We start from the raw sequence: 21,287 nt of genomic DNA, 5'->3' as shown, positions 1-21,287 counted from the left end.
AAAAGCAGCCTGTATATTCTAGGCTGCTTTATCTGTTCCTGCCGAATTTCACTTTTTTGTGTGCCATCTAAGTTTATTAAATGGTAACAGTTATACTTACTTAAACCTCATTCATGCCTTGAATGAAAATAAAAGCAATAAAGCTGCTATTCCCTGTATACAGAGGCTGAAAAGGATAAAGAAGATGAACATTTCCTGCTCGGAAGCAATATTCTCAGGTAGACCGCAAATGGCCGGCTTTTTCATTACCGCGCCAAGCATGGTTCCCATGATTGCACTTGTGCCGCCGTTATATATTCCTGCAATCAAGGATTGTTCATTTAACAATGAGCCAAATAAATAACCTATCGTGATACCAAGCAATATGTTAAGCACTCCGACAATTTCAAATTGCGCTGGAAAAAGTAATGTGAGGTTCAGCGAAGCCACTAGTCCCACTATGCTGCTAGTAAAATAGGAGGCTGTATATCCGAACCTGTCACTAAAAAGCAGTCTCGACTTTCGAAGCCTTAAATATAGCCATGCTCCTGCGAAGAAATTAATGAATGTAACGGATATCAAGAATATGTTCATACGATAAACGCACCCCAATTTTACTAACTTAAGTTTTGTAAGCTGAGGAGGCTGCTAAGCAAAAACAGCTGATGATGAAAACCTCAATCATGATTAAAAACATAACTCCTTCTAACGCCGCAGCTCCTACCATAGGAGCCATGATCCCCATCATCAAGCCAGTGATAAATCCAGTCAATAAGGTTTGATAGTCAAAGAGATTCCCAAATAAAATCCCAGAAAGACAACCGATTATCACTGAAAATAACGTCGCTTCCAAAAAGTAAAAAGGATATAGATTAATAAAAACAATCCCGGTCCCAAGAGCCAAACCGCCACTGGTGACCATGGTTATGTTCATTCCTAAATGATAGCCAATTCGCTTTCTTCGATTGTAAAGAAATATATATAGTACATATGCGGACAAGAAATTAATTGGGTAAAAAATCACAATCCATTCTGGCATGACACATCACCTCTACTGTTCAATGTATTCATAATGAAAGATGAGGTGTTTGAATATTTAACCAATTATAAAGACATTTATGATATTTGCCTAGATGCCCTGTTAGGGAACTTGACCATATAAACAATCTTATATTATGGTGTATGTATATTTACTTTGGCTATTTCCAGGTTTGGAATGAATCAAAGGCTGGATGGGATGGTTGTCATGGATGAATTATTGAAGAAATTGCGATACAAACAGGGTCCTGCCATTTTACTGAATGCTCCGGAAGGATATCAGTCATTAATTGAAGAGGCAGACAATGAGAACGACAAAATGGAATTTCTGCTCATGTTCGCTAACAACAGTGAGGAAGTAAAGACTTGGTTTCCAACAGCACTTTCGGTTCTGAAGGAAGATGGTATCTTCTGGATCGCCTTTCCGAAGAAGAGCTCAAAAGTGAAAACGGATATTAATCGCGATACATTATTCAAGCTTGTCCAAGAACTTTCAGACTATAGAGCAGTTAGCAATGTATCCTTGGATGAAAAGTGGTCAGCACTCCGCTTCAGGCATCAGGACCTTGTCAAATCGAAAAAGTAATGGAATAAAAATATCTTTTAATCTATAAAATGTATGGTAAAATGAAAAAGTCAAAATTACATATTCCGTTCTTGCGGAAGAGGTTCTAGCTACCCTCTCAAAAAAACTAAGGGAAAACAGTACTGCTGTCTTAGTGGTACTGTTTTTTCTGTTGTAAAGGAGTATTTTTAATGAAGAATGAAAAAGCTGTTGTCGTTTTCAGCGGCGGACAGGACAGTACAACCTGCTTGTTTTGGGCCATGAAGGAATTCGGTGAAGTAGAGGCAGTCACTTTCGATTACAATCAGAGGCATAGGACAGAAATTCAATGTGCAAAAGAAATCGCAAGGGAGCTAGGAATCAAGCATCATGTTCTGGATATGAGTTTGCTTAACCAGCTTGCGCCCAACGCACTTACCCGGAAGGATATCGAAGTGAAGGATGGGGAAGATGGGAATCTGCCTTCAACCTTTGTGCCAGGAAGGAATTTATTATTTTTATCATTTGCAGGCGTGCTAGCCAGTCAAGTGAACGCTAAGCACATCGTAACAGGTGTGTGCGAAACCGACTTCAGCGGCTATCCTGATTGCAGGGATCAATTCATTAAATCGATGAATGTGACTCTTAATCTATCAATGGACCAGAACTTTGTCATTCATACACCGTTGATGTGGCTGAACAAAGCTCAAACCTGGAAATTGGCTGATGACCTTGACGCTTTTGAATATATCCGGACAAGAACATTGACTTGCTATAACGGAATCATTGCAGATGGCTGCGGGATTTGTCCTGCCTGTCAATTACGAAAAAAAGGGCTGGATGAGTTCCTGGAAGGAGTTGTTTCTTGATGTATGATTTCAGGATCGTCGACCAGCTGCAGAAAATAGATAAAGATATTAAGAGAGAGCAACTAAAATATCATTCCAAGCGTGTTCTCGTCAGTAAGGAATTCACCTTTGACGCTGCGCATCACCTTCACGAATATGATGGGAAATGCAAAAACCTCCACGGTCATACATATAAAGTCATTTTCGGCCTGAGTGGTTTTATCGATGCCCGGGGATTAATGATTGATTTTGGAGACATAAAGGATATTTGGAAATCAGATATAGAAATATATCTTGATCACAGATACTTGAATGAAACATTGCCGCCGATGAATACAACTGCTGAAAACATGGTTGCCTGGATTTATGAAAAAATGGCTGAAGCACTGGCAATTAGACAGCATTTATACGACGGTGCAAGGGTTGAGTTTGTGAAACTCTACGAAACTCCTACAAGCTATGCTGAAGCAAGACGGGAGTGGATGGAGATTGAGTAAGATTCCCGTTATGGAAATTTTCGGACCGACGATTCAGGGAGAGGGAATGGTCATCGGACAAAAGACAATGTTTGTACGAACGGCAGGCTGTGACTATTCCTGTGCCTGGTGTGATTCAACCTTTACATGGGATGGTTCTGGAAAAGACTTGGTACGGCAAATGGATGCTGCTGAAATCTGGAGTGAAATGAGAGCTTTGGGTGGAGATGGCTTTTCATATGTCACCATCTCAGGTGGAAATCCTGCTCTCCTAAAAAATCTATCTGGACTAGTTGAGTTACTAAAGGAAAACGAGATCAGCGTATGCCTGGAGACACAAGGGAGCAAATGGCAGGACTGGTTCTTGGAAATTGATGCACTGACGCTGTCTCCAAAACCGCCTAGTTCTGGAATGAAAACAGATTTTGAAGTTTTGGACCAAATCGTAGATGGACTGAAAGAGAAGGGGTCTTTAAGTAACGCCAGCCTTAAAATAGTCGTTTTTGATGACGTTGACTATGAATATGCCAAATCAGTTCATCAGAGCTATCCCGAATTACCGTTCTTTTTACAGGTAGGAAATGACGACATTGAAACAGAAGACCAGATGAACCTCATGTCATCGTTGGTAGATAAATATGAATGGCTGATTAATAAGGTTATGTGTGACGTGGAAATGAACAATGTTAGAGTCCTTCCGCAGCTTCATGTCTATGTTTGGGGAAATAAAAGAGGGGTTTAGACTAACAGGAGGTTAGATGATGAGAATCTTTTTATACTTAATTTCAATTGTTACTGCCAATGTGATTACAGCTGCTCTTGCGCCACTTCATTTTGGAATGTTCATTGTACCGATGGGGACATTGCTGATCGGGGCCACATTCATTTTCCGTGACCTTGTGCAGAATAAGTACGGCCGTGCGAAAACTTATATGTTCATCGGTTTGGCGCTCGTTCTTTCAGCTATTGTTTCGTATATACTTGGAGATACACTTACGATCGTCTTTGCCTCTGCATTGAGCTTTGCTGTTGCTGAGACAACTGATACGGAGATTTACACAAGGCTTAAGCTTCCAATGAGCTGGAGAGTATTCTACAGCGGATTGGTCGGCGGACTGCTGGATTCAGTAATATTTGTCGTAATCGGATTAAGTCCGCTTGGAGCAAACTTCCTTCCATGGGAAGCTGTTCCCGCAGCAATATTAGGCCAGGTTATCGTTAAAACCATCATTCAGGGGATTGGTGCTATGCTGCTTAACCCTATAAATAATATATTCAATCATAAAGCAATGTCGAATTAGGATAAAAAGGTGCTCGATCTATTGATCGAGCGCCTTTTGTTTGATTGGGATGAATTTGGCTGGTGTAATATTACCCGCGTCTCCTTCGAGAGCCCGCTGTTTTATTTTAGGAACAGATATGCTGAATTGTGATGTTTGGCTTTCCATATTATTGATTATTTCATTTTTAATCACAATAACAAGGATGAAAATAATCAGCAGCAAGCCCAGGGAACTGAATGCTACCCATGGAGCTGTCTTCAGTGTCCAGAAATTTTGTCCTGTAAGGCCCGCAAGTTCATTGGTTATGCTTTTGGGGTAAAATGTATTATATATCTTTTCCTCATGACGTCCACCGAGAAAGAGCTGGAATAGAGCTAATCCCATCAAAATCTGCAATGTCTGCAAAACCTGTTGGACAAACAATAAGACCAAATGTGGTTTCAAATGAGGCAGAATTTGTACCTTTAAAATATGAAGTTTACTTGCACCTAACAATGCTGAACTTGTCACATAAGATTTCGTGCTGATTTCCTTAACTAAATCTGATGTGAAGAAAAATACCGCCGGAAAACCGAGAAGGAATAATACAATCAACTGGTATTCAATTTTGACGATAACTGGTATTTCGTTAAAAGTAAATATGACAGCATCCATCAACATCACAGCGAGCAGCAGTAATGGAATATATTGAAACGGCAGGAAAAATGCCTTAATAAAAGGTTTACTGGCAGGTGCCCATGTTTCGGTCATTATTCCCATTGCTGCACCAACGGCAACCCTTGCAATAGAAACAATGAATACGGCCGCGATGGTATATTTTAACCCATCCAGAATCAGCAGCAAATTATCCCGCCCATCACGGTCAGTACCAAGGAGATATTCTTTACTAGGAGGATAAGGCGGATTTTCCAGGACGTTTCCGTTTTTATCATAAAGTTGGTCAAGCATCGAACGATAATCATCCGGACCGATATAATCATACAAAATACTTGCGATCAATAAGACCAGCAAGATCCCAAGGCTGATCTTCGTTCTTCGATATGTTGGCAATTTCATAGCTGGAATTCTCCTCTTCTCCTGGTCACAGTCTCTCTGACTACTAGTTTTATTAGAACCTCGAACATGATTATTGGAAGAATCAAAATGCCAATTCCATAGATTAGCGGCAATACATGTTCACCCCTGAAAACCTGGAATAGAATCTGGTTTGTAAGAGTTGTTTCGTAGTGGTACATATGCTCAACCAAAATCAGGTTGGAGAGCAGCATATAGAGAATGACCTGGAATTTGAGAGATAAAATAGGCAGGATATTCCGCAGGATGTAAACAAAATATAAATAAACCCTTGATAAGCCTTTGGAATATCCTAAATGAACGTAATGGGCCTGTTCTTCCTCTTCCATACATTTGATTAGATATAAGGCATAAAGAACTGCAGGCAAGAAAGATGTAACGATGACAGGAAATGCTAAGGGCTGTGAAGATCCAAAGCCGTACATAGGAAAAATTTTAAAGTTAAATTCCTTCAACAGATAGATATTCAGCATATTTATGATGAAAATAAACAGAAGATCCGGAAGCCCTTCAAAATAATCCAAAAATTGATGTAATCTTTTCCTTAACTTGATAGGCGATAAAATCACCAGGAACCCGATCAGGCTCCCCAGTAAGATGATAGTAGCCAGTGATATGCCAAGAACCTGATAAGAATTCAGAAATCCATCAATCGAGATTGCTAAATGTTCACCATTCTTTAAGTTGAATAATGCTGTAAAAGAAAGTAGAGACACAATACCAAGCAAGGAAGTTATTATTAATGCTAAACTATAAAGTACTTTAATGAGGGCTTTCATTAAAATCCTAAATCCATTTTTCATAGTTATTCTCCTTTCAGACTTATTTAATTTCTCTTCTGTGGTAAAAAAATCCTTTTTTTGCAAGAGAACAATTTGAGCAAATCTCCTATATAACACCAGATTGAGAGTGCTGGCAAATTTAGCACAGTATTATGAGAGTAATTTCTCTAATGTACAGTTGCTGTTTAAATTCTGTTAACAAACTTCTTTAAGTTTCGTTATAATGAGCATTCATAAACGGAGAATTTACGTTTATAGTTTGCTGAAAATACTTATGAAGCAGAAATAATCAGAGATATTTCGGTTAACAACTATAAAAAAATCAAAATCCAATGATTTGGATGGAATAAACGGAAAAACGACCCTTATTTGTAAGAAAATAAGAGTCGTTTATAATTTGATCTGAATTTTTTCGTTTATTTTTCACATTATAACTTCAATTTTTTCAAAAGGATTCTTTCGAGTGTTTTCCAAGGTAGGAAATTCTTTAACTGGATCATGTTCTTGACACCTTTTCCTAAAGGGTATCTTAGGGTTGGTGTACTTTCGGCTGAAGCAATCCTCGCTGCAAGTTTGGCTACATCGTGAGGATTTCCATAAGAATCTTGGCCTGCAGTTAGTATTTCCAGTATTGAGTCCTTCATTAAATCATATGGTGACTCATGGGACAATGATATACTTTCGATACTTTGCCATATATTTGTTTTGTATGAACCAGGTTCGATAAGGACTACATCAATTCCAAAGGGTTTTAGCTCAAGTCTTATGCTTTCACTATATCCTTCAAGGGCATGTTTCGATGCCACGTATGCTGACAATCCAGGAAATCCCAATCTTCCGCTGATGCTGCTCATATTTATGATTTTACCTGATCTTTGATTCCGCATAGCAGGGAGGACGGCCTGTGTGACGGCAATAACACCAAAGAAGTTCGTTTCTAATTGTTTTCGATATTCATCCACTGTAAGTTCCTCGGAAAATCCACCTTGAGCATATCCCGCATTATTAACAAGCAAATCTACAGAACCGAGTGATAGCACGTACTCTTTGAATTTCTCGATCGATAGTTGCGTTGTTACATCCAATTGAAAAACGGTAATTTTATCTGTCACATTTTCAGATGCTGCCAGTTTCAGCAAGTGCCCTTTTTTATTCAGGTTACGCATTGTTGCAATCACCTGAAAACCTGATTTAGCCAGTTCGATGGAAATCAATTCACCAAAGCCGCTAGAAGACCCTGTCACAATTGCTGTTTTCACGATTCTTCACCTTCTTATGTCACTTTTTAGTCAATATTACAGGTAAAAGGTCAATTTGAACATGATTGAATGTATCTTTCCAGGAATCATGGAAAAAATCTAATATTGTGGATTTTCCTAAAAAGGAGCTAGGCAAATGACAAAGTTAGACGCATTTAAGCTTTTGAATCTTATTGAAAGAGTATATCCGCTTGTCATAATAAAGGGTGATACGGTACAGAGATGGATGGCCAGTTGTGAAATGATGGATTATGGCTTGGTGTTGAAGAAACTGGTTCTGCATATGAGGGAGAAGCCTTATCCACCTACTTTTGATGAGATCCTCATTAACTCAAGTGGTAATGGCAGCTATTTTGTATGGATAGATGAATATTCAATTAGGGACTAGAAAACCCCGTCAAAGACGGAACACCTGATTGGAGGGTGAAATAGTTCTAAAAACATGCAAATTAAGTGTTTAATATTGTATTTCAAGTGGTACTTTTTTCGGTGAAAGTGATTTTTAGAAAAAAAAGGGGGGCTCTATTTTAAAAAAGACACTTCCTACATATTTCTTTACTAACGAGAAAATGGCTAAAATAAAAAAATACCAACAAATATTATTACCTGGTCACAAAAGATAAACGTTGTTAAATCAAGGATTTAAAGAAGAAAAATATCGAAACATGACATTTGTCATGTGTCATATATGACACCTGCTACTGCACAGAATGCTTTCCCTTATTTATAATTTGGTTAACTAACAAATCCGAAAGGGGAATTTATCTCAAGATGGCAACTCACAATGCAAAAGAACTTAGAAAACAGGTCGCCCCTTATGAAAGTTCAAATACTAAAGATAGTATCATTCAAATTTTCAATACGGTCATTCCGTTTTTGGTATTATGGTTTCTTGCCTATCAAAGCCTTGCGATTTCATATTTATTAACACTAGGCATCGCTGTGCTCGCCGCTGGCTTCATGATCAGGATCTTCATTATCTTCCATGATTGTACTCACCACTCTTTCTTTAAAAACCGTAAAGCGAACAAAGTGATTGGTACGCTTACAGGAGTATTAACATTGTTCCCATATAGCCAGTGGGGACATGAACATTCTGTTCACCACGCAACAAGCAGCAACTTGGACAAGCGGGGGACAGGGGACATCTGGGTCCTGACTGTTGACGAATACATGGCTGCCCCGATGTGGATGAAACTCGCGTACAGACTGTACCGTAACCCGTTTGTGATGTTTGTGCTCGGGCCGATTTATATCGTTTTGATCACTAATCGTTTCAACCGTAAAGGTGCGAGGATGAAGGAGCGCCTAAACACTTATTTAACAAATGTCTTGATTTTCGGGATTGCTGCTCTTCTAATTTGGGGTATTGGCTGGAAGGCTTTCATCATGGTAGAAGGTCCAATCTTCTTCATCGCTGGAATGTTCGGCATCTGGCTATTCTATGTACAGCATACATTTGAGGATTCATATTTCGAAGCCGATAAGGATTGGGAATATGTGCGCGCTGCTGTGGAAGGAAGCTCATATTACCAGCTGCCTAAAGTGCTCCAGTGGATTACTGGTAACATAGGCTACCACCATGTGCACCATTTAAGCCCTAGAGTTCCAAACTATAAGCTTGAAGAGGTCCATAAGAATACTAAGCCTTTGCAAAATGTGCCGACAATCACACTTTCTACAAGCTTGACTTCTTTGAAATTCCGTTTATGGGATGAAAAGAATAAGCAGTTTATCAGCTTTAAGGAAATGAAAGCCTATAAGCACAACAGCAAATTAACCGCACAGACTAAGCCTGAACTATAATAAACACTCCCCTTAATCCGAGTATGATTGATACTGGAATAAGGGGAGTCATTTTTTTAAGCTGGCAGATTTTACATATGTTAAAATAAGAACAGATACAGATAAACAGGCTATTTTTCATTCATTACTGCTTGGATATATTCTCGACTCACCGTGAAGAAGAGGGCCATCCTCTTTTCAAGGGGTAGTGGAAGCAACAGAATTTACGGAAAGAGCCATAATAAAAGAGGGTTGATATGATTAAAAAGTTTTTTAACTCGCTTAGAATTACCGGGATTTCTCCATACATATGGACGATTCTGGGGATATTGCCTTTTTACTTCCTTTGGCAGCTGCCAACGACAGTAGGGAAAGTTGTCGGAATCATTCTGACTCTTTTGTTCTTTCTCGTATACTGGCTAGCCTTTGTTTCTAAGGGCTGGACGGTTTATCTATGGACTTGTATTTTAATTGGTATTTCAATAGCGTCTACGAGTTTGTTCAGTTACATATATTTCGCTTTTTTTATCGCTTATTTCATTGGGAACATTAAGGACCGGATTCCTTTCCTGGTTCTGTATTTCATCCATCTAGTAGGGACTTCGATTGTGATCAATTTCGAGATTGTCTTGCAAGAGGACTTTTTCATCAGACAGCTTCCGATCATCGTGATTGTATGGATTGGTGTCATCCTTCTGCCGTTCAGTATCCATAACAAAAATGAAAGAGGAGAGCTTGAGGAGAAGCTTGAGGATGCCAACAAACGGATCTCGGAGTTGGTTAAACTGGAAGAGCGTCAAAGGATAGCCCGTGATTTGCACGATACACTAGGCCAAAAGCTGTCTTTGATCGGACTGAAGAGTGACTTAGCCAGGAAGCTGATCAATAAAGATCCTGAACTGGCAAAAGAAGAATTGAAAGATGTCCAGCAGACTGCCAGGACGGCTTTGAATGAAGTAAGGAAAATGGTTGCTGAAATGAGAGGAATCCGTGTTCGCGATGAACTGGTTCATGTAAGACAGATGCTAAAAGCAGCTGAAATCGAGTTTATCGGCAATGAAGAAGAATTCAATCTCAATAATGTTTCTTTGCTGTCTGAAAACATCCTGAGTATGTGTTTAAAAGAGGCCGTGACGAATATAGTTAAGCATAGTAAGGCATCAACGTGCAGCATATCAATCATGCAAAGTGAACAGGAATTGTTTGCTCAAGTAAGCGACAATGGCGTGGGTAATATTGCCGACGAAGACTTATATAAAGGGAGCGGTCTTCAGGGAATGCGCGAGAGACTGGAATTCGTGAATGGCACACTCGAAATTATATCTGAAAATGGAACCACTCTATTAATTAAGATTCCAAAAGTATTGAAACAAACGGGCAGGGAGGACCTGATATGATAAAAATTGTCATTGCGGAAGACCAGCGCATGCTTCTGGGGGCATTAGGCTCCCTGTTGAGTCTTGAGGATGATATGGAAGTTGTGGGGAAGGCGAGCAACGGAGAGGAAGCTGTTGCTCTTGCAAAAGAGCTTAAACCGGATATTTGTGTCATGGATATTGAAATGCCTGGGAAAACAGGTCTGGAAGCAGCGGAAGAATTGAAAGGCTTGGGATGCAAGGTGATCATTTTGACGACTTTTGCGCGTTCTGGTTATTTTCAGCGAGCATTGAAAGCTGGTGTGAGCGGGTATTTATTAAAGGATAGTCCATCTGAAGAGCTTGCAAGTTCGATTCGCAGCGTGATGGGGGGAAGACGCATTTATGCACCTGAGCTAATGGACGATGTATATAGCGAAGAAAATCCGCTGACTGATAGGGAAATGGAAGTGCTTGGGCTCGTTGCCGATGGTAAGAATACGAAAGAAATCGCAGGAGAATTAAGTATCACGACAGGTACAGTCCGAAATTATATTTCGACAATCCTAGATAAGCTCCAAGTGACCAACAGGATTGAAGCAATCACTCAATCCAAGGAAAAAGGATGGTTTAAATAATAAGAAGAGCCTGATATCAGGCTCTTCTTATTTGTAGAATACCTTATCAATATTATACTTGGCCTTAAGTACATTAATGGCATAGGTTTCATAAATTTCTCTGTCTATCGGATCGACCACTGTAATGACAGCAATCTTGTTCACTTCATGACGATGGTTTTTGATAGGAGACACATTATCCTCAAAATGTTTTTTTACGCGTGGTCTAAGCTTCCGGGCTTTCCCAACGAACATCAATTCGTCGTCGGCGTTGAAAAACAAGATGATTCCGCCTTTATCCCTAGGAATACGATGGTAATCTGTAAAACCATATTCGCTGCTAATGACCGCTTCTACCTTTTCTCCTAATTGCTTGCTTCGTGTAATGACTACATCTGGTGCTGGCAATTCAATTTTAATCATTTTTAATCACTTCCTATTCTTCAATTAGTAAATCGTACCACAGGCAAATATGAAAATCCACATAATAATATTATTTTACCCAATCAGAAAGAGACTGACGCATAATGTGCTGGCCGTACGGTCGGACGATAGACTTATAAAGAGGAATCAGTCCACATAAGGGTAAGATACTGTTCGAACGGTAGCCTTATGAAGAAGAATCAGGCCGTATAAGGGTAAGATACTGTTCGAACGGTAGCCTTATGAAGAAGAATCAGCCGGCATAAGGATACGATACCGTTCGAACCGTAGCCTTATGAAGAAGAATCAGAGTCAAGTCCTGGTTATTGTGTAAAATTAACGGCAAGTAATCTCAACCAAACCCTTTCATTTTTTTGCGAAACTTCCATGGTTTCTTTTCTTCATCTTCGGGAAGGGATGTCAAATGGTTTTCAATTTGATATCCCTTCCCGGAGATGTAATCATCCATGATGGAAGTGGAGCTGAAAATGCGGCTAATATACCCGACCCTTTAAAGATTTCCTCTTTGAGTAGTCTGACACATGGTAATGCATCAGAACAGCGCCAACCAAACGATACGCAGATTGGGAATTAGGGAAAATACGAATCACTCTTTCTCTTCTACGAACCTCCTGGTTCAGCCGTTCCAATGAGTTGGTGCTTCGGATATGGATCCTGATAGCTTCTGGGAAATTCATATATTGTATGGTATCTTCGAAACCTTCATCTAATATAGCAAGCGCTTTTCCAAACCTTGACTCATTACTAAAACGGTTCATCAATTCATCCTTGAACCGGCGTACATCTTCAATCGTAACTGCTTCAAATACTCGCTTAATCATCATGCGGATTTCGGCTGAATCCTTTTTAGGCAATTTATCAATAATATTCCGTTTGAAATGGACATTGCATCTTTGCCAAGCAGTGCCAATAAATTCACGTTGGATGGCTTTCTGTAGTCCTTGGTGGGCATCTGAAATTATAAGTTTTGGTGATTGGAGTCCGCGTGATTTAAGCTGTTGAAAAAAACGGCTCCAGCTTTCAAAACTTTCCGTATGGTCAACACTAAGGCCAAGGATTTCACGTGTATGATTCTCTGTAATGGCTGTTGCAATATAAACAGCCTTAGATACGACACGATGGTGCTCTCGCACCTTTATATACATGGCATCTGCAAAAACGTAAGGGTAGTAGGTAGTATTCAAAGGTCGCCCAGCCCATTCATTTACAATGGGATCAAGCTTCTGTGTAAGGGATGAAACAAAGGACTTGGAAACATTCTTTCCACAAAGCTGTTCCACGATGTTGGTCACTTTCCGGGTCGAAACACCATTGACAACCATCTCCAACATGGAGAGGACCATAGCTTGATCACACCGGGCATACTTTTCGAAAACGGTGGTTGAAAATTCTCCATTACGCGTCCGTGGAACCTTTAGGGCTATATTTCCAATACTCATCAACAGCTCACGTTCATAGTAACCGTTCCGGTAGTCACGACGTTCGACAGCACGTTCATAAGGTGCAGCCTTTAAATAGTCGTCTCTTTCCTTTTCCATAAACTCATTTAATACCAACACAACGGCAGATTTAATCACCATATCAAGATTGGAATTTACAATAGCTTCTTTTAAAACATCAACATTCAGGTTAAACTGTACTTGAGTCATTTATATTCCTCTTTTCACTTGTTTATCGTGGTTGAAAACAGTGTTGCCAAGAGTGAATAAAATGACTCTTTATTTTTACACAATTATACGGACTTAATCAGAATCAGCCGGCATAAGGGTAAGATACGGTTGGAACTATAGCCTTATGAAGAAGAATCAGGCCGTATAAGGGTAAGATACGGTTGGAACGATAGCCTTATGAAGAAGAATCAGGCCGTATAAGGGTAAGATACCGTTCGAATCGTAGCCTTATGATGAAGCATCAGCCGGCATAAGGGTACGATACTGGAATTCTACGAATGTTGAAGAGACTTCTTTAGGTATATGAATCAATCCACACTTGATATTTTCCTTCACTAAAAGCAATAATGATAAGGATGGCCGGTATAATTCGGCCTTTTAAAGAAAGCAGGGATTAAATTTGAATCAATTTAGATCACTTGGCATATCTGGACGACTTGCAGAAACACTTAACCAGCAGGGAATTTCCAACCCTACACCCATCCAGGAAAAAGCAATACCATTGTTGCTAGATAGCAAGGATGTTATTGCACAATCCCAGACAGGTACTGGAAAAACCTTTGCTTTTGTACTGCCTATTCTGGAGAAAATCGATATTAACAAACCAAATATACAGGCGCTGATTGTAACTCCTACTAGAGAGCTTGCATTGCAGATCACACATGAGATTAAAAAACTGATCGAGGGATTAGATGGTATAAATGTTCTTGCTGTATATGGAGGACAGGATGTTGAATCACAGCTTAAAAAGCTTAAGAAGAACATTCATATTGTCATCGGTACTCCCGGCAGATTGCTTGACCATATTCGCAGGGAAACGGTTGATTTTTCAAAAGCAGGTTTCCTTGTCTTGGATGAGGCTGACCAAATGCTTCACATTGGTTTCCTGAATGAGGTCGAAGAAATCATCAAGCAGACACCAAAAACGAGACAAACCCTACTTTTTTCAGCAACAATGCCGGATGAAATCAAAAAGTTAGCAAAACAACATATGTACAAACCAGAATATATCCAGGTTGAGAAAAATCAGGCCCCTCTGGAAAACATCAAACAAATTGCCATTAGTACAACTGACAGGGGAAAACAGAATGACCTAATCGAATCACTCAGATTATATCAGCCTTTTTTGGGGGTCATTTTTTGCAGAACGAAAAGAAGGGTTAGCAAGTTGAATGACGCTCTGAAAGCGAACCATTTTAATTGTGACGAGCTGCATGGTGACCTTTCACAGGCAAAAAGAGAACAGGTTATGAAAAAGTTCCGTGAAGCTAAGATTCAGTATCTGATCGCAACAGATGTTGCGGCAAGGGGACTTGATGTTGAAGGTGTAACGCATGTATTTAATTATGACATCCCTCTGGATACTGAGAGCTATATCCACCGAATCGGGCGAACTGGGAGGGCAGGAAGTGAAGGACTCGCTTTAACATTTTATTCGCCAAAAGATAGGCCCTTGTTGGACCAAATTGAAACAGAGCTCAACATAGGAATTGAAAAGAAAAACATGGGGAACGCCAAGAGAAGTGATTCCCAAGCCGATGAAGTTAGTGCCGGGAAAAAAAGTAAACAGAGATCGGGTGATTATAAGGGAAAGAATACTCGATCAAGAAGACGGGATGATAATAAACCTGAAAGAGATCATCGGGGTGAAAAAATTAGTAAAGATCAAGGTTCGAGAAGAAGGGCAGAAGATCGGCGCGAAGCACGATACGATGGACTAAGTCGAAGAGAGAGGGAGCAATCCTCACCAAATCGTGAACGAAGAAACCATCCTGAAGGACAGCAATCCAGCCCTTCTCGTCCAGGTGGAAGAAGAATGAGTGATGATAAAGCAAGGAGAAGTACTGTTGAAAGACCTACCCGGGATAGACAGGGCAGAGAGCGCCAGAACTCCAGCTCTCCAGGAGGCCGAACAGCCAGAAGAGGCGGTTCAAGCAGCCGCAGAAGCAGATAGCACATATAAAAACAGACCGCAGCTTATTTTATCTGCGGTCTGTTTTTATGCAGTTTTCTTATCGAGTTTAGAACTTTTCTGTTTAATGTTGCTTATTTGGAAGCTTGTCACTAGGGTTTTCTTTACCCTGACGTTTTCTATTCTGTTCGTCTTTCCTTTGTTTATCATGAAGTTTCTGCACAAATTCGTTGGTATTCTCCATCCGTATACCTCCTATTATAAATGATTCGTCGTTACTTTTTCCATTATTGAATCAAATCATTCATGTAAATAGACACCGATAGGGTAAAATAGGAGTTATAAATTCCCATGTAAGGAGAGACAGGTGTGGAAATAAACGATGTTTTCGGAAATTTGCCGGTGCTTGAAACGGAGCGTCTGGTCTTAAGGAAAATAAGATATGAGGATATTGATGATATACATACATATGCCTCCAACCCTGAAGTATCGAAATATGTATTCTGGGGAGCACATGAAACAAGAGAGGCGACGGAAGACTATGTAAAGATGATTTTAACTCTTTATGCAGAGGGAAAAATTGCTCCATGGGGCATTCACTATAAAGAGGATAACAAGCTGATTGGTACAGTAGACTTTGTTTCCTGGCAGACTCAGCATAAGACTGCGGAACTTGGTTATGCTCTGTCCAAGGATTATTGGGGAAGAGGGATTGCTACTGAGGCAGCTAAAGAACTGATCAGGTTTGGAATGGAAGAAATGGGTCTTGTCAGGATCCAGGCAAAAAGCCTTGTAGCCAATGTAGGTTCTGAGCGTGTAATGGAAAAGGCTGGAATGACTTTTGAAGGTATCTTAAGGAAGTTCATTTATGTTAAAGGCGCCCATTATGACGTGAAAATGTACGCAATCATAAAAGAAGACGTTTAAAAATGAGCGCCGTTTAGTTAACTGGTGTGATCTTGCTTGTTAAAGATATACACTCTTGCGTTTTCGGCTCTATTAAATTTAGGGCCTGAAAACCCTCTCTTTAATAACTCCTTCCTCATGAACATCATGATTCCTCCGTGCCCAACAATCAGAATGTCTTCACCGTGAGCCAATGCTTGATCCAGAACCCTGTTGATTCTCGTGATAACTTCCTGTTTACTTTCCTTTTGTGATTTATGTCCCAGTAACCAAGCAATCCGAATGAGTGTGACATGAAGCCAGAGGGGCAGACGAAATTCAGTATGAATGACAGGATAAAGTGTCATCTCCCGCAAGTCCTCCAAAAAAATGATCTCTCCTTCAAACGCTTTGAATGCTGTTAACTTAGCTCTTTCCAAATCACTTGAGTAACATTTAACCCACTTTTCATCCTGATGATGTATTTCAACTTCCTCGACTTGGGATTGATTATATTCTTTTTGCCAATTTAGAAGCTCCTGTGAAGTGACAAGCTTATTGGGATAGCCTAAGGTCACTTTAAAATGCCGTAATAATCCAACTTTCATATTCATCATCCTAACCAATGGAGTATCCTACTTTAATTCACCAAATAGCTATAAAATACCTTCAAGAAAATATTTGTGAACTTTAAAAGCAGGAGGTGTCTACACATTGCCAAGAGGAAAAGAACTTGAACAGCTGCCCATGGCGAACACTTTGCCAGGAATGGGGGAAGACCCCAGCAATTTTGACCGTGAAATACTAACAGGAATCACAAACGATATACGTCCAATGCCTGCAAAAATAAAGGAAGATCATCAAGGTAATAAATAACGTGAACTTGAAGGTTTTTTGCCTTCAAGTTTTTTTCGTTTTTACAGAAACCGGGTTGATAATAAATTAAAAGCATACTATTATTGAGTGTGAAACGTAAACGTTTACGTAAAGGGTTTGATTGGAAATGAATTATACAATTAAAGATGTAGCAAAACATGCAAATGTCTCGATTGCTACCGTATCAAGGGTCCTGAATGGACAGAGCGGCTATTCAAAAGCAACTGAAGAAAAAGTCCTTCATGCGATCAAAGAGCTTGAGTATCAGCCAAATGCAATCGCCCGCGGATTAATCAGTAAAAAATCCAACACTGTTGGGATTTTATTTCCCGAAGTGTCGAGTCAATTTTCTTCAAAGATCTTGCGGGGCGTGGAAGAAGCAGCCCACCGTCTAGGTTCGAGCGTAATTGTCTGCAATACGGCATCACATGGACAGAGAACCATGAAGTATTTACAGCTTTTGTCCGAAAAAAGGGTAGACGGGATCCTGTTTGTCAGTGAAAGGATCACGGAAGAGTATTACAAAACTCTTGACTCGATGAAAATACCAGTTGTCCTTATCTCGACTGAATCCTATCAATATCCCTTGCCTTTCGTGAAGGTCGATGACAAGCACGCAGCTTTCACCGCTACTGATTATTTAGTGAAAATGGGGCATAGTAAAATCGGGATGTTGAGCGGAAACAAAGACGATCTCATAGCCGGACAACCGAGAATAGATGGCTTTAAGCAAGCGTTGGCACAAAGTGGACTTCCGATAAACGAGAAAAGGATTATTCATTCACAAGGTTTTTCGTTTAAGGATGGTTTTACAGGTCTGCCAAAACTCCTTGAGCAGTCCCCCGATTTGACTGCGATTTTCGCTGCCAGCGATGCCTTGGCCCTGGGTGCGATATCTGCTGCATATAAACTTGGTGTAAAAATACCGGATCAACTTTCTATTATAGGCTATGATAATCTGCCCATCGCCGAAATGGCGATACCGCCCCTTACTACCGTAGCACAACCTCTGGAAGAAATGGGTATGGTTGCCGCAGAGATGCTTTTTTCGATGATGGATCAGGGTGGAAAAAGGGTTGAAAGCCGTATCATGTCTCACTCTGTGATTGAGCGGGAAAGCGTAACTAAAATAAAACCTATGTGATACGTAAACGTTTACTGTGCTGAAATCGCGTATGGATTGTTGCTTTATGAAGTCATCCATCTAATAAGAGTGTCACTAATTTGGAATGAAATTCTGACTGCGATAATTTTACAGAGATAGCCTTTATAAAACAAACTATTTGGGAGTGGTTTTGATGAAAAAGCATTGGTGGAAGGAATCAGTCATTTATCAGATTTACCCTAGAAGCTTTATGGATTCCAATGGAGACGGTATAGGAGATATCCCTGGCATTATATCGAAACTTGACTATCTAAAAGAATTGGGAGTAGATGTTATCTGGCTTTCACCAGTATATCAATCTCCTAATGATGATAATGGATATGATATCAGTGACTATCGAGAAATCATGGATGATTTCGGAACGATGGCAGACTGGGAGCTTCTATTAAAAGAGATGCATGACAGAGGATTGAAGCTGATCATGGACCTGGTTGTAAACCATAGCTCGGATGAACACCAATGGTTTGTAGAGTCCAGAAAGTCTAAAGATAATCCATATCGGGACTATTATATTTGGAGACCTGGGAAAGATGGAAAGGAACCAAATAACTGGCAATCTACATTTAGTGGATCTGCCTGGCAGTACGATGAAAATACAGATGAGTATTTCTTGCATATCTTTAGTAAAAAACAACCTGATTTGAACTGGGAAAACCCAAAACTTCGTCATGAAGTTTACGATATGATGAAATTCTGGCTGGACAAAGGCATTGATGGATTCAGGATGGATGTCATCAATTTCATTTCAAAAGTAGAGGGCCTTCCTGATGCGCCAAATCCTGATGGGAAAAACTACGTTTCTGGCAGCAAATACTTTATGAATGGACCGAAAATACATGACTTCCTTCAGGAAATGCATAGAGAAGCTCTTGCTGATTATAACGTGATGACTGTAGGTGAAATGCCAGGAGTGAATGTTGAGCAGGCAAAGCTGTACACTGATGATTCCAGGAATGAAGTGAATATGGTTTTCCAATTCGAGCATGTTGACCTGGATTCTGGCCCAGGGGGAAAATGGGACCTGAAGCCGCTGAAGCTAACGGATCTAAAGAATAATTTTACAAAATGGCAAACCGGTCTTGAGGATATAGGTTGGAACAGCCTTTATCTGAATAATCACGATCAGCCCCGTATGGTTTCGAGATTCGGGAATGATCAGCAGTACCGGGTAGAGTCAGCCAAAATGCTGGCCACATTCCTCCATATGTTAAAAGGTACACCATATATTTATCAGGGGGAAGAAATCGGGATGACAAATGTCCGTTTTGATTCTATTGATGAATATAAGGATATTGAGACACTGAATATGTATGACGAAAAAGTGAAACAAAATGGGGAAGATCCTGAAAAGGTAATGGAGTCCATCTATGTAAAAGGACGGGACAATGCCCGTACACCTTTCCAATGGGATGAAAGCGAGCACGGAGGATTTACGACGGGCACCCCATGGATCCAGGTAAATCCAAACTATAAAGAAATCAATGCGAATCAGGCAGTCGCTGATGAAAAGTCCATCTACCACTATTATCGGAAGCTAATCCAGCTTAGAAAAGAGCAACCGGTAATTGTCCATGGCAGATATGACATCCTGGTTCCTGATGATGAGAAAATTTATGTGTATACAAGAACGTTCGAGTCTCAAAAGCTACTAGTTCTTTTGAATTTCAGTGATCAAGAGCAGTCCTTCGGAGTTCCTTTAGAATTGCAAGGAAAGAAAAGTGAAATTCTGATTTCGAATTACGAAGCAAGCGAAGGATACGGTGCTGAAGTATCATTGAGGCCGTACGAAGCAATTGTATACCTTATTGAGGATTAAATAACGAAAAAAAGGCTGCGAATGCAGCCTTTTTTATATAAATTTCATTTAATTCTTATTTTTTTACTTCCCATTTCTTTACTAAAGCAAGGAAGTTTAGACGGTATTTTCTCATGATGGTATAAATGAGATAGTAAACGAACATACCGAAAAGTATGATATTGATGACCATACCCATGAAAAAGACAGCCCCTAAATGGATTCCGGCGTCTAACCCATGAGACGGCATACCAGCTGCAGAAGGGAAGATCCCATAAGGAAACAGGGTTTCACCAACAACTACATTCAAATAAAATAAGAATGGGAAAAGCCAGATGAGTGCGACACCACTAATGAAACCAGCTACCGGATTTCCTTTGAAGAGCTTTGCACTTACAGTAGAAAGTACTGGCCCCATGCCGAAGGATGGGATAAAGTGGACTAAAAATCCAAGAGTAAATCCTAAAGACACATTATGTGCATTCTCTTTGATTCTCAATAATTTTATAAGAAGGAATTTTAACCTGCGCAAATTTTTATTGATCATAATTCACCAACCCCAAATTAGTATACAATTTGATGAATCATTTGAATAGCTTTTTTGACATATTTATTCCAAAGTGATGGATTCTACGATTTTGGTTAGGAATTTTTTACTTACCTCTATTCAGAAGAAGAAAAAATGATATAGTTAAACTATATTTTCGGCTATTCTTTAATAAAATAAACATGATTATGTGGTAGCTGGGGTAAAAATAGGCATAGGCAAAATAAGAAAAAGTTTCGGAGAGTGATGACAACTGATGCGGTTTACAAAAATGATTCCCAATATGTTTACACTTGGGAATCTGTATTGTGGTTTTCTATCAATCGGATTTGCGGCAAATGGCCAATTTAATAATGCAGCTATATTAATTTTGATCGGTATGATGCTGGACAGCATGGACGGAAGACTGGCGAGGATGTTGAAAGCAGACAGCCAGCTTGGGAAGGAGCTCGATTCCCTTGCGGATATTGTTACCTTCGGGGTAGCACCTTCTTTTCTCGTTTATTATACATACTTTTATCAATTTGGATTGTGGGGCTTGATGGTAGCGGGGCTTTTCCCGTTATTCGGAGCTTATCGCCTGGCAAGGTTCAATATCAGTACAGATAAATCATCGCTTAATTACTTTATTGGCGTACCTATAACAGCAGCGGGCGGAATCATGGCCATCCTCACATTATTTGGAGACTTGATTCCCAACATCGTCACCACGGTTGTCTTTACGGCGCTAAGCTTCCTAATGGTTAGCAGGATCAGGATTCCAAGCTTTAAAGAAGTGCCGCTTCCGAAGTATGGAACAATCGTGACAATATTTCTTGGTTCATTGCTGTTTGTGATCTGGAAAGGAACATACAGCCAGTTCCCTTACTTGATTTATATTGCCACACCGTTGTATGTAGCGTATTTGGCTTATCGCTTTGTGAAGGGAAAAAATAAAAATAATATTGATTAGC

Annotated in this window: 25 protein-coding genes and 1 riboswitch; of the genes, 15 read left to right on the top strand and 10 right to left on the bottom strand. The window is 39.9% G+C overall.

The window, feature by feature from the left end:
* Window positions 1-111 precede the first annotated feature (111 nt).
* Window positions 112-573: a hypothetical protein gene (locus tag LGO15_RS13535; protein ID WP_226085024.1), complete on the bottom strand. Its 462-nt coding sequence runs from the start codon at window positions 571-573 to the stop codon at window positions 112-114.
* Between the two features lie 28 nt (window positions 574-601).
* Complete coding sequence (locus LGO15_RS13530; RefSeq protein WP_167832649.1) at window positions 602-1,018, bottom strand: hypothetical protein; 417 nt, start codon at window positions 1,016-1,018, stop codon at window positions 602-604.
* Window positions 1,019-1,225: 207 nt separating this feature from the next.
* Here LGO15_RS13530 and LGO15_RS13525 point away from each other — a divergent pair, with 207 nt between their 5' ends.
* The 5 genes from LGO15_RS13525 to LGO15_RS13505 all read left to right on the top strand — a co-directional run bounded on the left by LGO15_RS13525 (window position 1,226) and on the right by LGO15_RS13505 (window position 4,186).
* Entirely contained in the window at window positions 1,226-1,603 is a 378-nt protein-coding gene (locus LGO15_RS13525; protein ID WP_226085023.1) for a hypothetical protein, read from the top strand.
* Window positions 1,604-1,676: 73 nt separating this feature from the next.
* A riboswitch (PreQ1 riboswitch) is annotated at window positions 1,677-1,719 on the top strand.
* Window positions 1,720-1,773: 54 nt separating this feature from the next.
* Window positions 1,774-2,430: a 7-cyano-7-deazaguanine synthase QueC gene (queC, locus tag LGO15_RS13520; RefSeq protein WP_226085022.1), complete on the top strand. Its 657-nt coding sequence runs from the start codon at window positions 1,774-1,776 to the stop codon at window positions 2,428-2,430.
* On the top strand, window positions 2,430-2,906 hold the full coding sequence (gene queD, locus LGO15_RS13515; RefSeq protein ID WP_226085021.1) for a 6-carboxytetrahydropterin synthase QueD: 477 nt from the start codon (window positions 2,430-2,432) through the stop codon (window positions 2,904-2,906). Before queC ends, queD begins: the two co-directional genes overlap by 1 nt.
* Window positions 2,899-3,627, top strand: a complete 729-nt coding sequence (gene queE, locus LGO15_RS13510; protein ID WP_226085020.1) for a 7-carboxy-7-deazaguanine synthase QueE — start codon at window positions 2,899-2,901, stop codon at window positions 3,625-3,627. Before queD ends, queE begins: the two co-directional genes overlap by 8 nt.
* Before the next feature lie 19 nt (window positions 3,628-3,646).
* The gene (locus LGO15_RS13505; protein ID WP_167832676.1) at window positions 3,647-4,186 is read left to right on the top strand and encodes a VUT family protein; all 540 of its coding nucleotides are present in this window, start codon (window positions 3,647-3,649) and stop codon (window positions 4,184-4,186) included.
* An 18-nt stretch (window positions 4,187-4,204) separates the two neighbouring features.
* On the opposite strand, the gene LGO15_RS13500 is transcribed toward LGO15_RS13505, so the two are convergent.
* The 3 genes from LGO15_RS13500 to LGO15_RS13490 form a co-directional block, all read right to left on the bottom strand.
* Window positions 4,205-5,224, bottom strand: coding sequence for a hypothetical protein (locus tag LGO15_RS13500; RefSeq protein WP_226085019.1), 1,020 nt, complete (start codon window positions 5,222-5,224; stop codon window positions 4,205-4,207).
* The gene (locus LGO15_RS13495) at window positions 5,221-6,045 is read right to left on the bottom strand and encodes an ABC transporter permease family protein (protein WP_226085018.1); all 825 of its coding nucleotides are present in this window, start codon (window positions 6,043-6,045) and stop codon (window positions 5,221-5,223) included. The genes LGO15_RS13500 and LGO15_RS13495 overlap by 4 nt, the downstream gene beginning before the upstream one ends.
* A 407-nt stretch (window positions 6,046-6,452) precedes the next feature.
* Window positions 6,453-7,286 (bottom strand): SDR family oxidoreductase, encoded by an 834-nt coding sequence (locus tag LGO15_RS13490; RefSeq protein WP_226087891.1) that lies wholly within the window; start codon window positions 7,284-7,286, stop codon window positions 6,453-6,455.
* A gap of 133 nt (window positions 7,287-7,419) precedes the next feature.
* Between LGO15_RS13490 and LGO15_RS13485 the strand changes: the two genes are divergently transcribed.
* From LGO15_RS13485 to LGO15_RS13470, 4 genes are all read left to right on the top strand, one after another.
* Window positions 7,420-7,671 (top strand): replicative helicase loader/inhibitor, encoded by a 252-nt coding sequence (locus LGO15_RS13485; RefSeq protein ID WP_226085017.1) that lies wholly within the window; start codon window positions 7,420-7,422, stop codon window positions 7,669-7,671.
* 383 nt (window positions 7,672-8,054) lie between these two features.
* Complete coding sequence (locus LGO15_RS13480) at window positions 8,055-9,089, top strand: Delta(5) desaturase DesA (RefSeq protein WP_167832657.1); 1,035 nt, start codon at window positions 8,055-8,057, stop codon at window positions 9,087-9,089.
* 236 nt (window positions 9,090-9,325) lie between these two features.
* Window positions 9,326-10,465: a sensor histidine kinase gene (locus LGO15_RS13475; protein ID WP_226085016.1), complete on the top strand. Its 1,140-nt coding sequence runs from the start codon at window positions 9,326-9,328 to the stop codon at window positions 10,463-10,465.
* Window positions 10,462-11,061: a response regulator transcription factor gene (locus tag LGO15_RS13470; protein WP_167832659.1), complete on the top strand. Its 600-nt coding sequence runs from the start codon at window positions 10,462-10,464 to the stop codon at window positions 11,059-11,061. Before LGO15_RS13475 ends, LGO15_RS13470 begins: the two co-directional genes overlap by 4 nt.
* 27 nt (window positions 11,062-11,088) lie before the next feature.
* Here LGO15_RS13470 and LGO15_RS13465 read toward each other — a convergent pair whose 3' ends face one another.
* Window positions 11,089-11,463 carry a nucleotide excision repair endonuclease gene (locus LGO15_RS13465; protein ID WP_167832660.1) on the bottom strand — a complete coding sequence of 125 codons (375 nt, stop codon included), beginning with the start codon at window positions 11,461-11,463 and terminating at the stop codon, window positions 11,089-11,091.
* Window positions 11,464-11,957: 494 nt separating this feature from the next.
* Window positions 11,958-13,133: an IS256 family transposase gene (locus LGO15_RS13460; RefSeq protein WP_226085015.1), complete on the bottom strand. Its 1,176-nt coding sequence runs from the start codon at window positions 13,131-13,133 to the stop codon at window positions 11,958-11,960.
* 421 nt (window positions 13,134-13,554) lie between these two features.
* Here LGO15_RS13460 and LGO15_RS13455 point away from each other — a divergent pair, with 421 nt between their 5' ends.
* Complete coding sequence (locus tag LGO15_RS13455; RefSeq protein ID WP_226085014.1) at window positions 13,555-15,108, top strand: DEAD/DEAH box helicase; 1,554 nt, start codon at window positions 13,555-13,557, stop codon at window positions 15,106-15,108.
* A gap of 82 nt (window positions 15,109-15,190) precedes the next feature.
* Here LGO15_RS13455 and LGO15_RS13450 read toward each other — a convergent pair whose 3' ends face one another.
* Window positions 15,191-15,310, bottom strand: coding sequence for a DUF4023 domain-containing protein (locus LGO15_RS13450; protein WP_226085013.1), 120 nt, complete (start codon window positions 15,308-15,310; stop codon window positions 15,191-15,193).
* Between the two features lie 125 nt (window positions 15,311-15,435).
* On the opposite strand from LGO15_RS13450, the gene LGO15_RS13445 reads away from it, so the two are divergent.
* A complete protein-coding gene (locus LGO15_RS13445; RefSeq protein WP_226085012.1) occupies window positions 15,436-15,993 on the top strand; it encodes a GNAT family N-acetyltransferase in 558 nt (185 codons plus the stop codon).
* Window positions 15,994-16,010: 17 nt separating this feature from the next.
* Here LGO15_RS13445 and LGO15_RS13440 read toward each other — a convergent pair whose 3' ends face one another.
* Window positions 16,011-16,559, bottom strand: a complete 549-nt coding sequence (locus LGO15_RS13440; protein ID WP_167830910.1) for a histidine phosphatase family protein — start codon at window positions 16,557-16,559, stop codon at window positions 16,011-16,013.
* A gap of 106 nt (window positions 16,560-16,665) precedes the next feature.
* Between LGO15_RS13440 and LGO15_RS13435 the strand changes: the two genes are divergently transcribed.
* From LGO15_RS13435 to LGO15_RS13425, 3 genes are all read left to right on the top strand, one after another.
* A complete protein-coding gene (locus LGO15_RS13435) occupies window positions 16,666-16,827 on the top strand; it encodes a hypothetical protein (protein ID WP_226085011.1) in 162 nt (53 codons plus the stop codon).
* A 127-nt stretch (window positions 16,828-16,954) separates the two neighbouring features.
* Window positions 16,955-17,971, top strand: a complete 1,017-nt coding sequence (locus tag LGO15_RS13430) for a LacI family DNA-binding transcriptional regulator (RefSeq protein ID WP_226085010.1) — start codon at window positions 16,955-16,957, stop codon at window positions 17,969-17,971.
* A 154-nt stretch (window positions 17,972-18,125) separates the two neighbouring features.
* A complete protein-coding gene (locus LGO15_RS13425) occupies window positions 18,126-19,808 on the top strand; it encodes a glycoside hydrolase family 13 protein (protein ID WP_226085009.1) in 1,683 nt (560 codons plus the stop codon).
* A 55-nt stretch (window positions 19,809-19,863) separates the two neighbouring features.
* Here LGO15_RS13425 and LGO15_RS13420 read toward each other — a convergent pair whose 3' ends face one another.
* On the bottom strand, window positions 19,864-20,334 hold the full coding sequence (locus LGO15_RS13420) for a DUF2062 domain-containing protein (protein WP_226085008.1): 471 nt from the start codon (window positions 20,332-20,334) through the stop codon (window positions 19,864-19,866).
* 256 nt (window positions 20,335-20,590) lie between these two features.
* On the opposite strand from LGO15_RS13420, the gene pssA reads away from it, so the two are divergent.
* The gene (pssA, locus tag LGO15_RS13415; RefSeq protein WP_102262929.1) at window positions 20,591-21,286 is read left to right on the top strand and encodes a CDP-diacylglycerol--serine O-phosphatidyltransferase; all 696 of its coding nucleotides are present in this window, start codon (window positions 20,591-20,593) and stop codon (window positions 21,284-21,286) included.
* The last annotated feature ends 1 nt before the right edge of the window (window position 21,287 follow it).

Source organism: Mesobacillus sp. S13 (assembly GCF_020422885.1).
GTDB classification, from domain to species: Bacteria; Bacillota; Bacilli; order Bacillales; family Cytobacillaceae; genus Mesobacillus; species Mesobacillus selenatarsenatis_A.
This window is presented reverse-complemented; position numbering and strand designations above follow the sequence as displayed.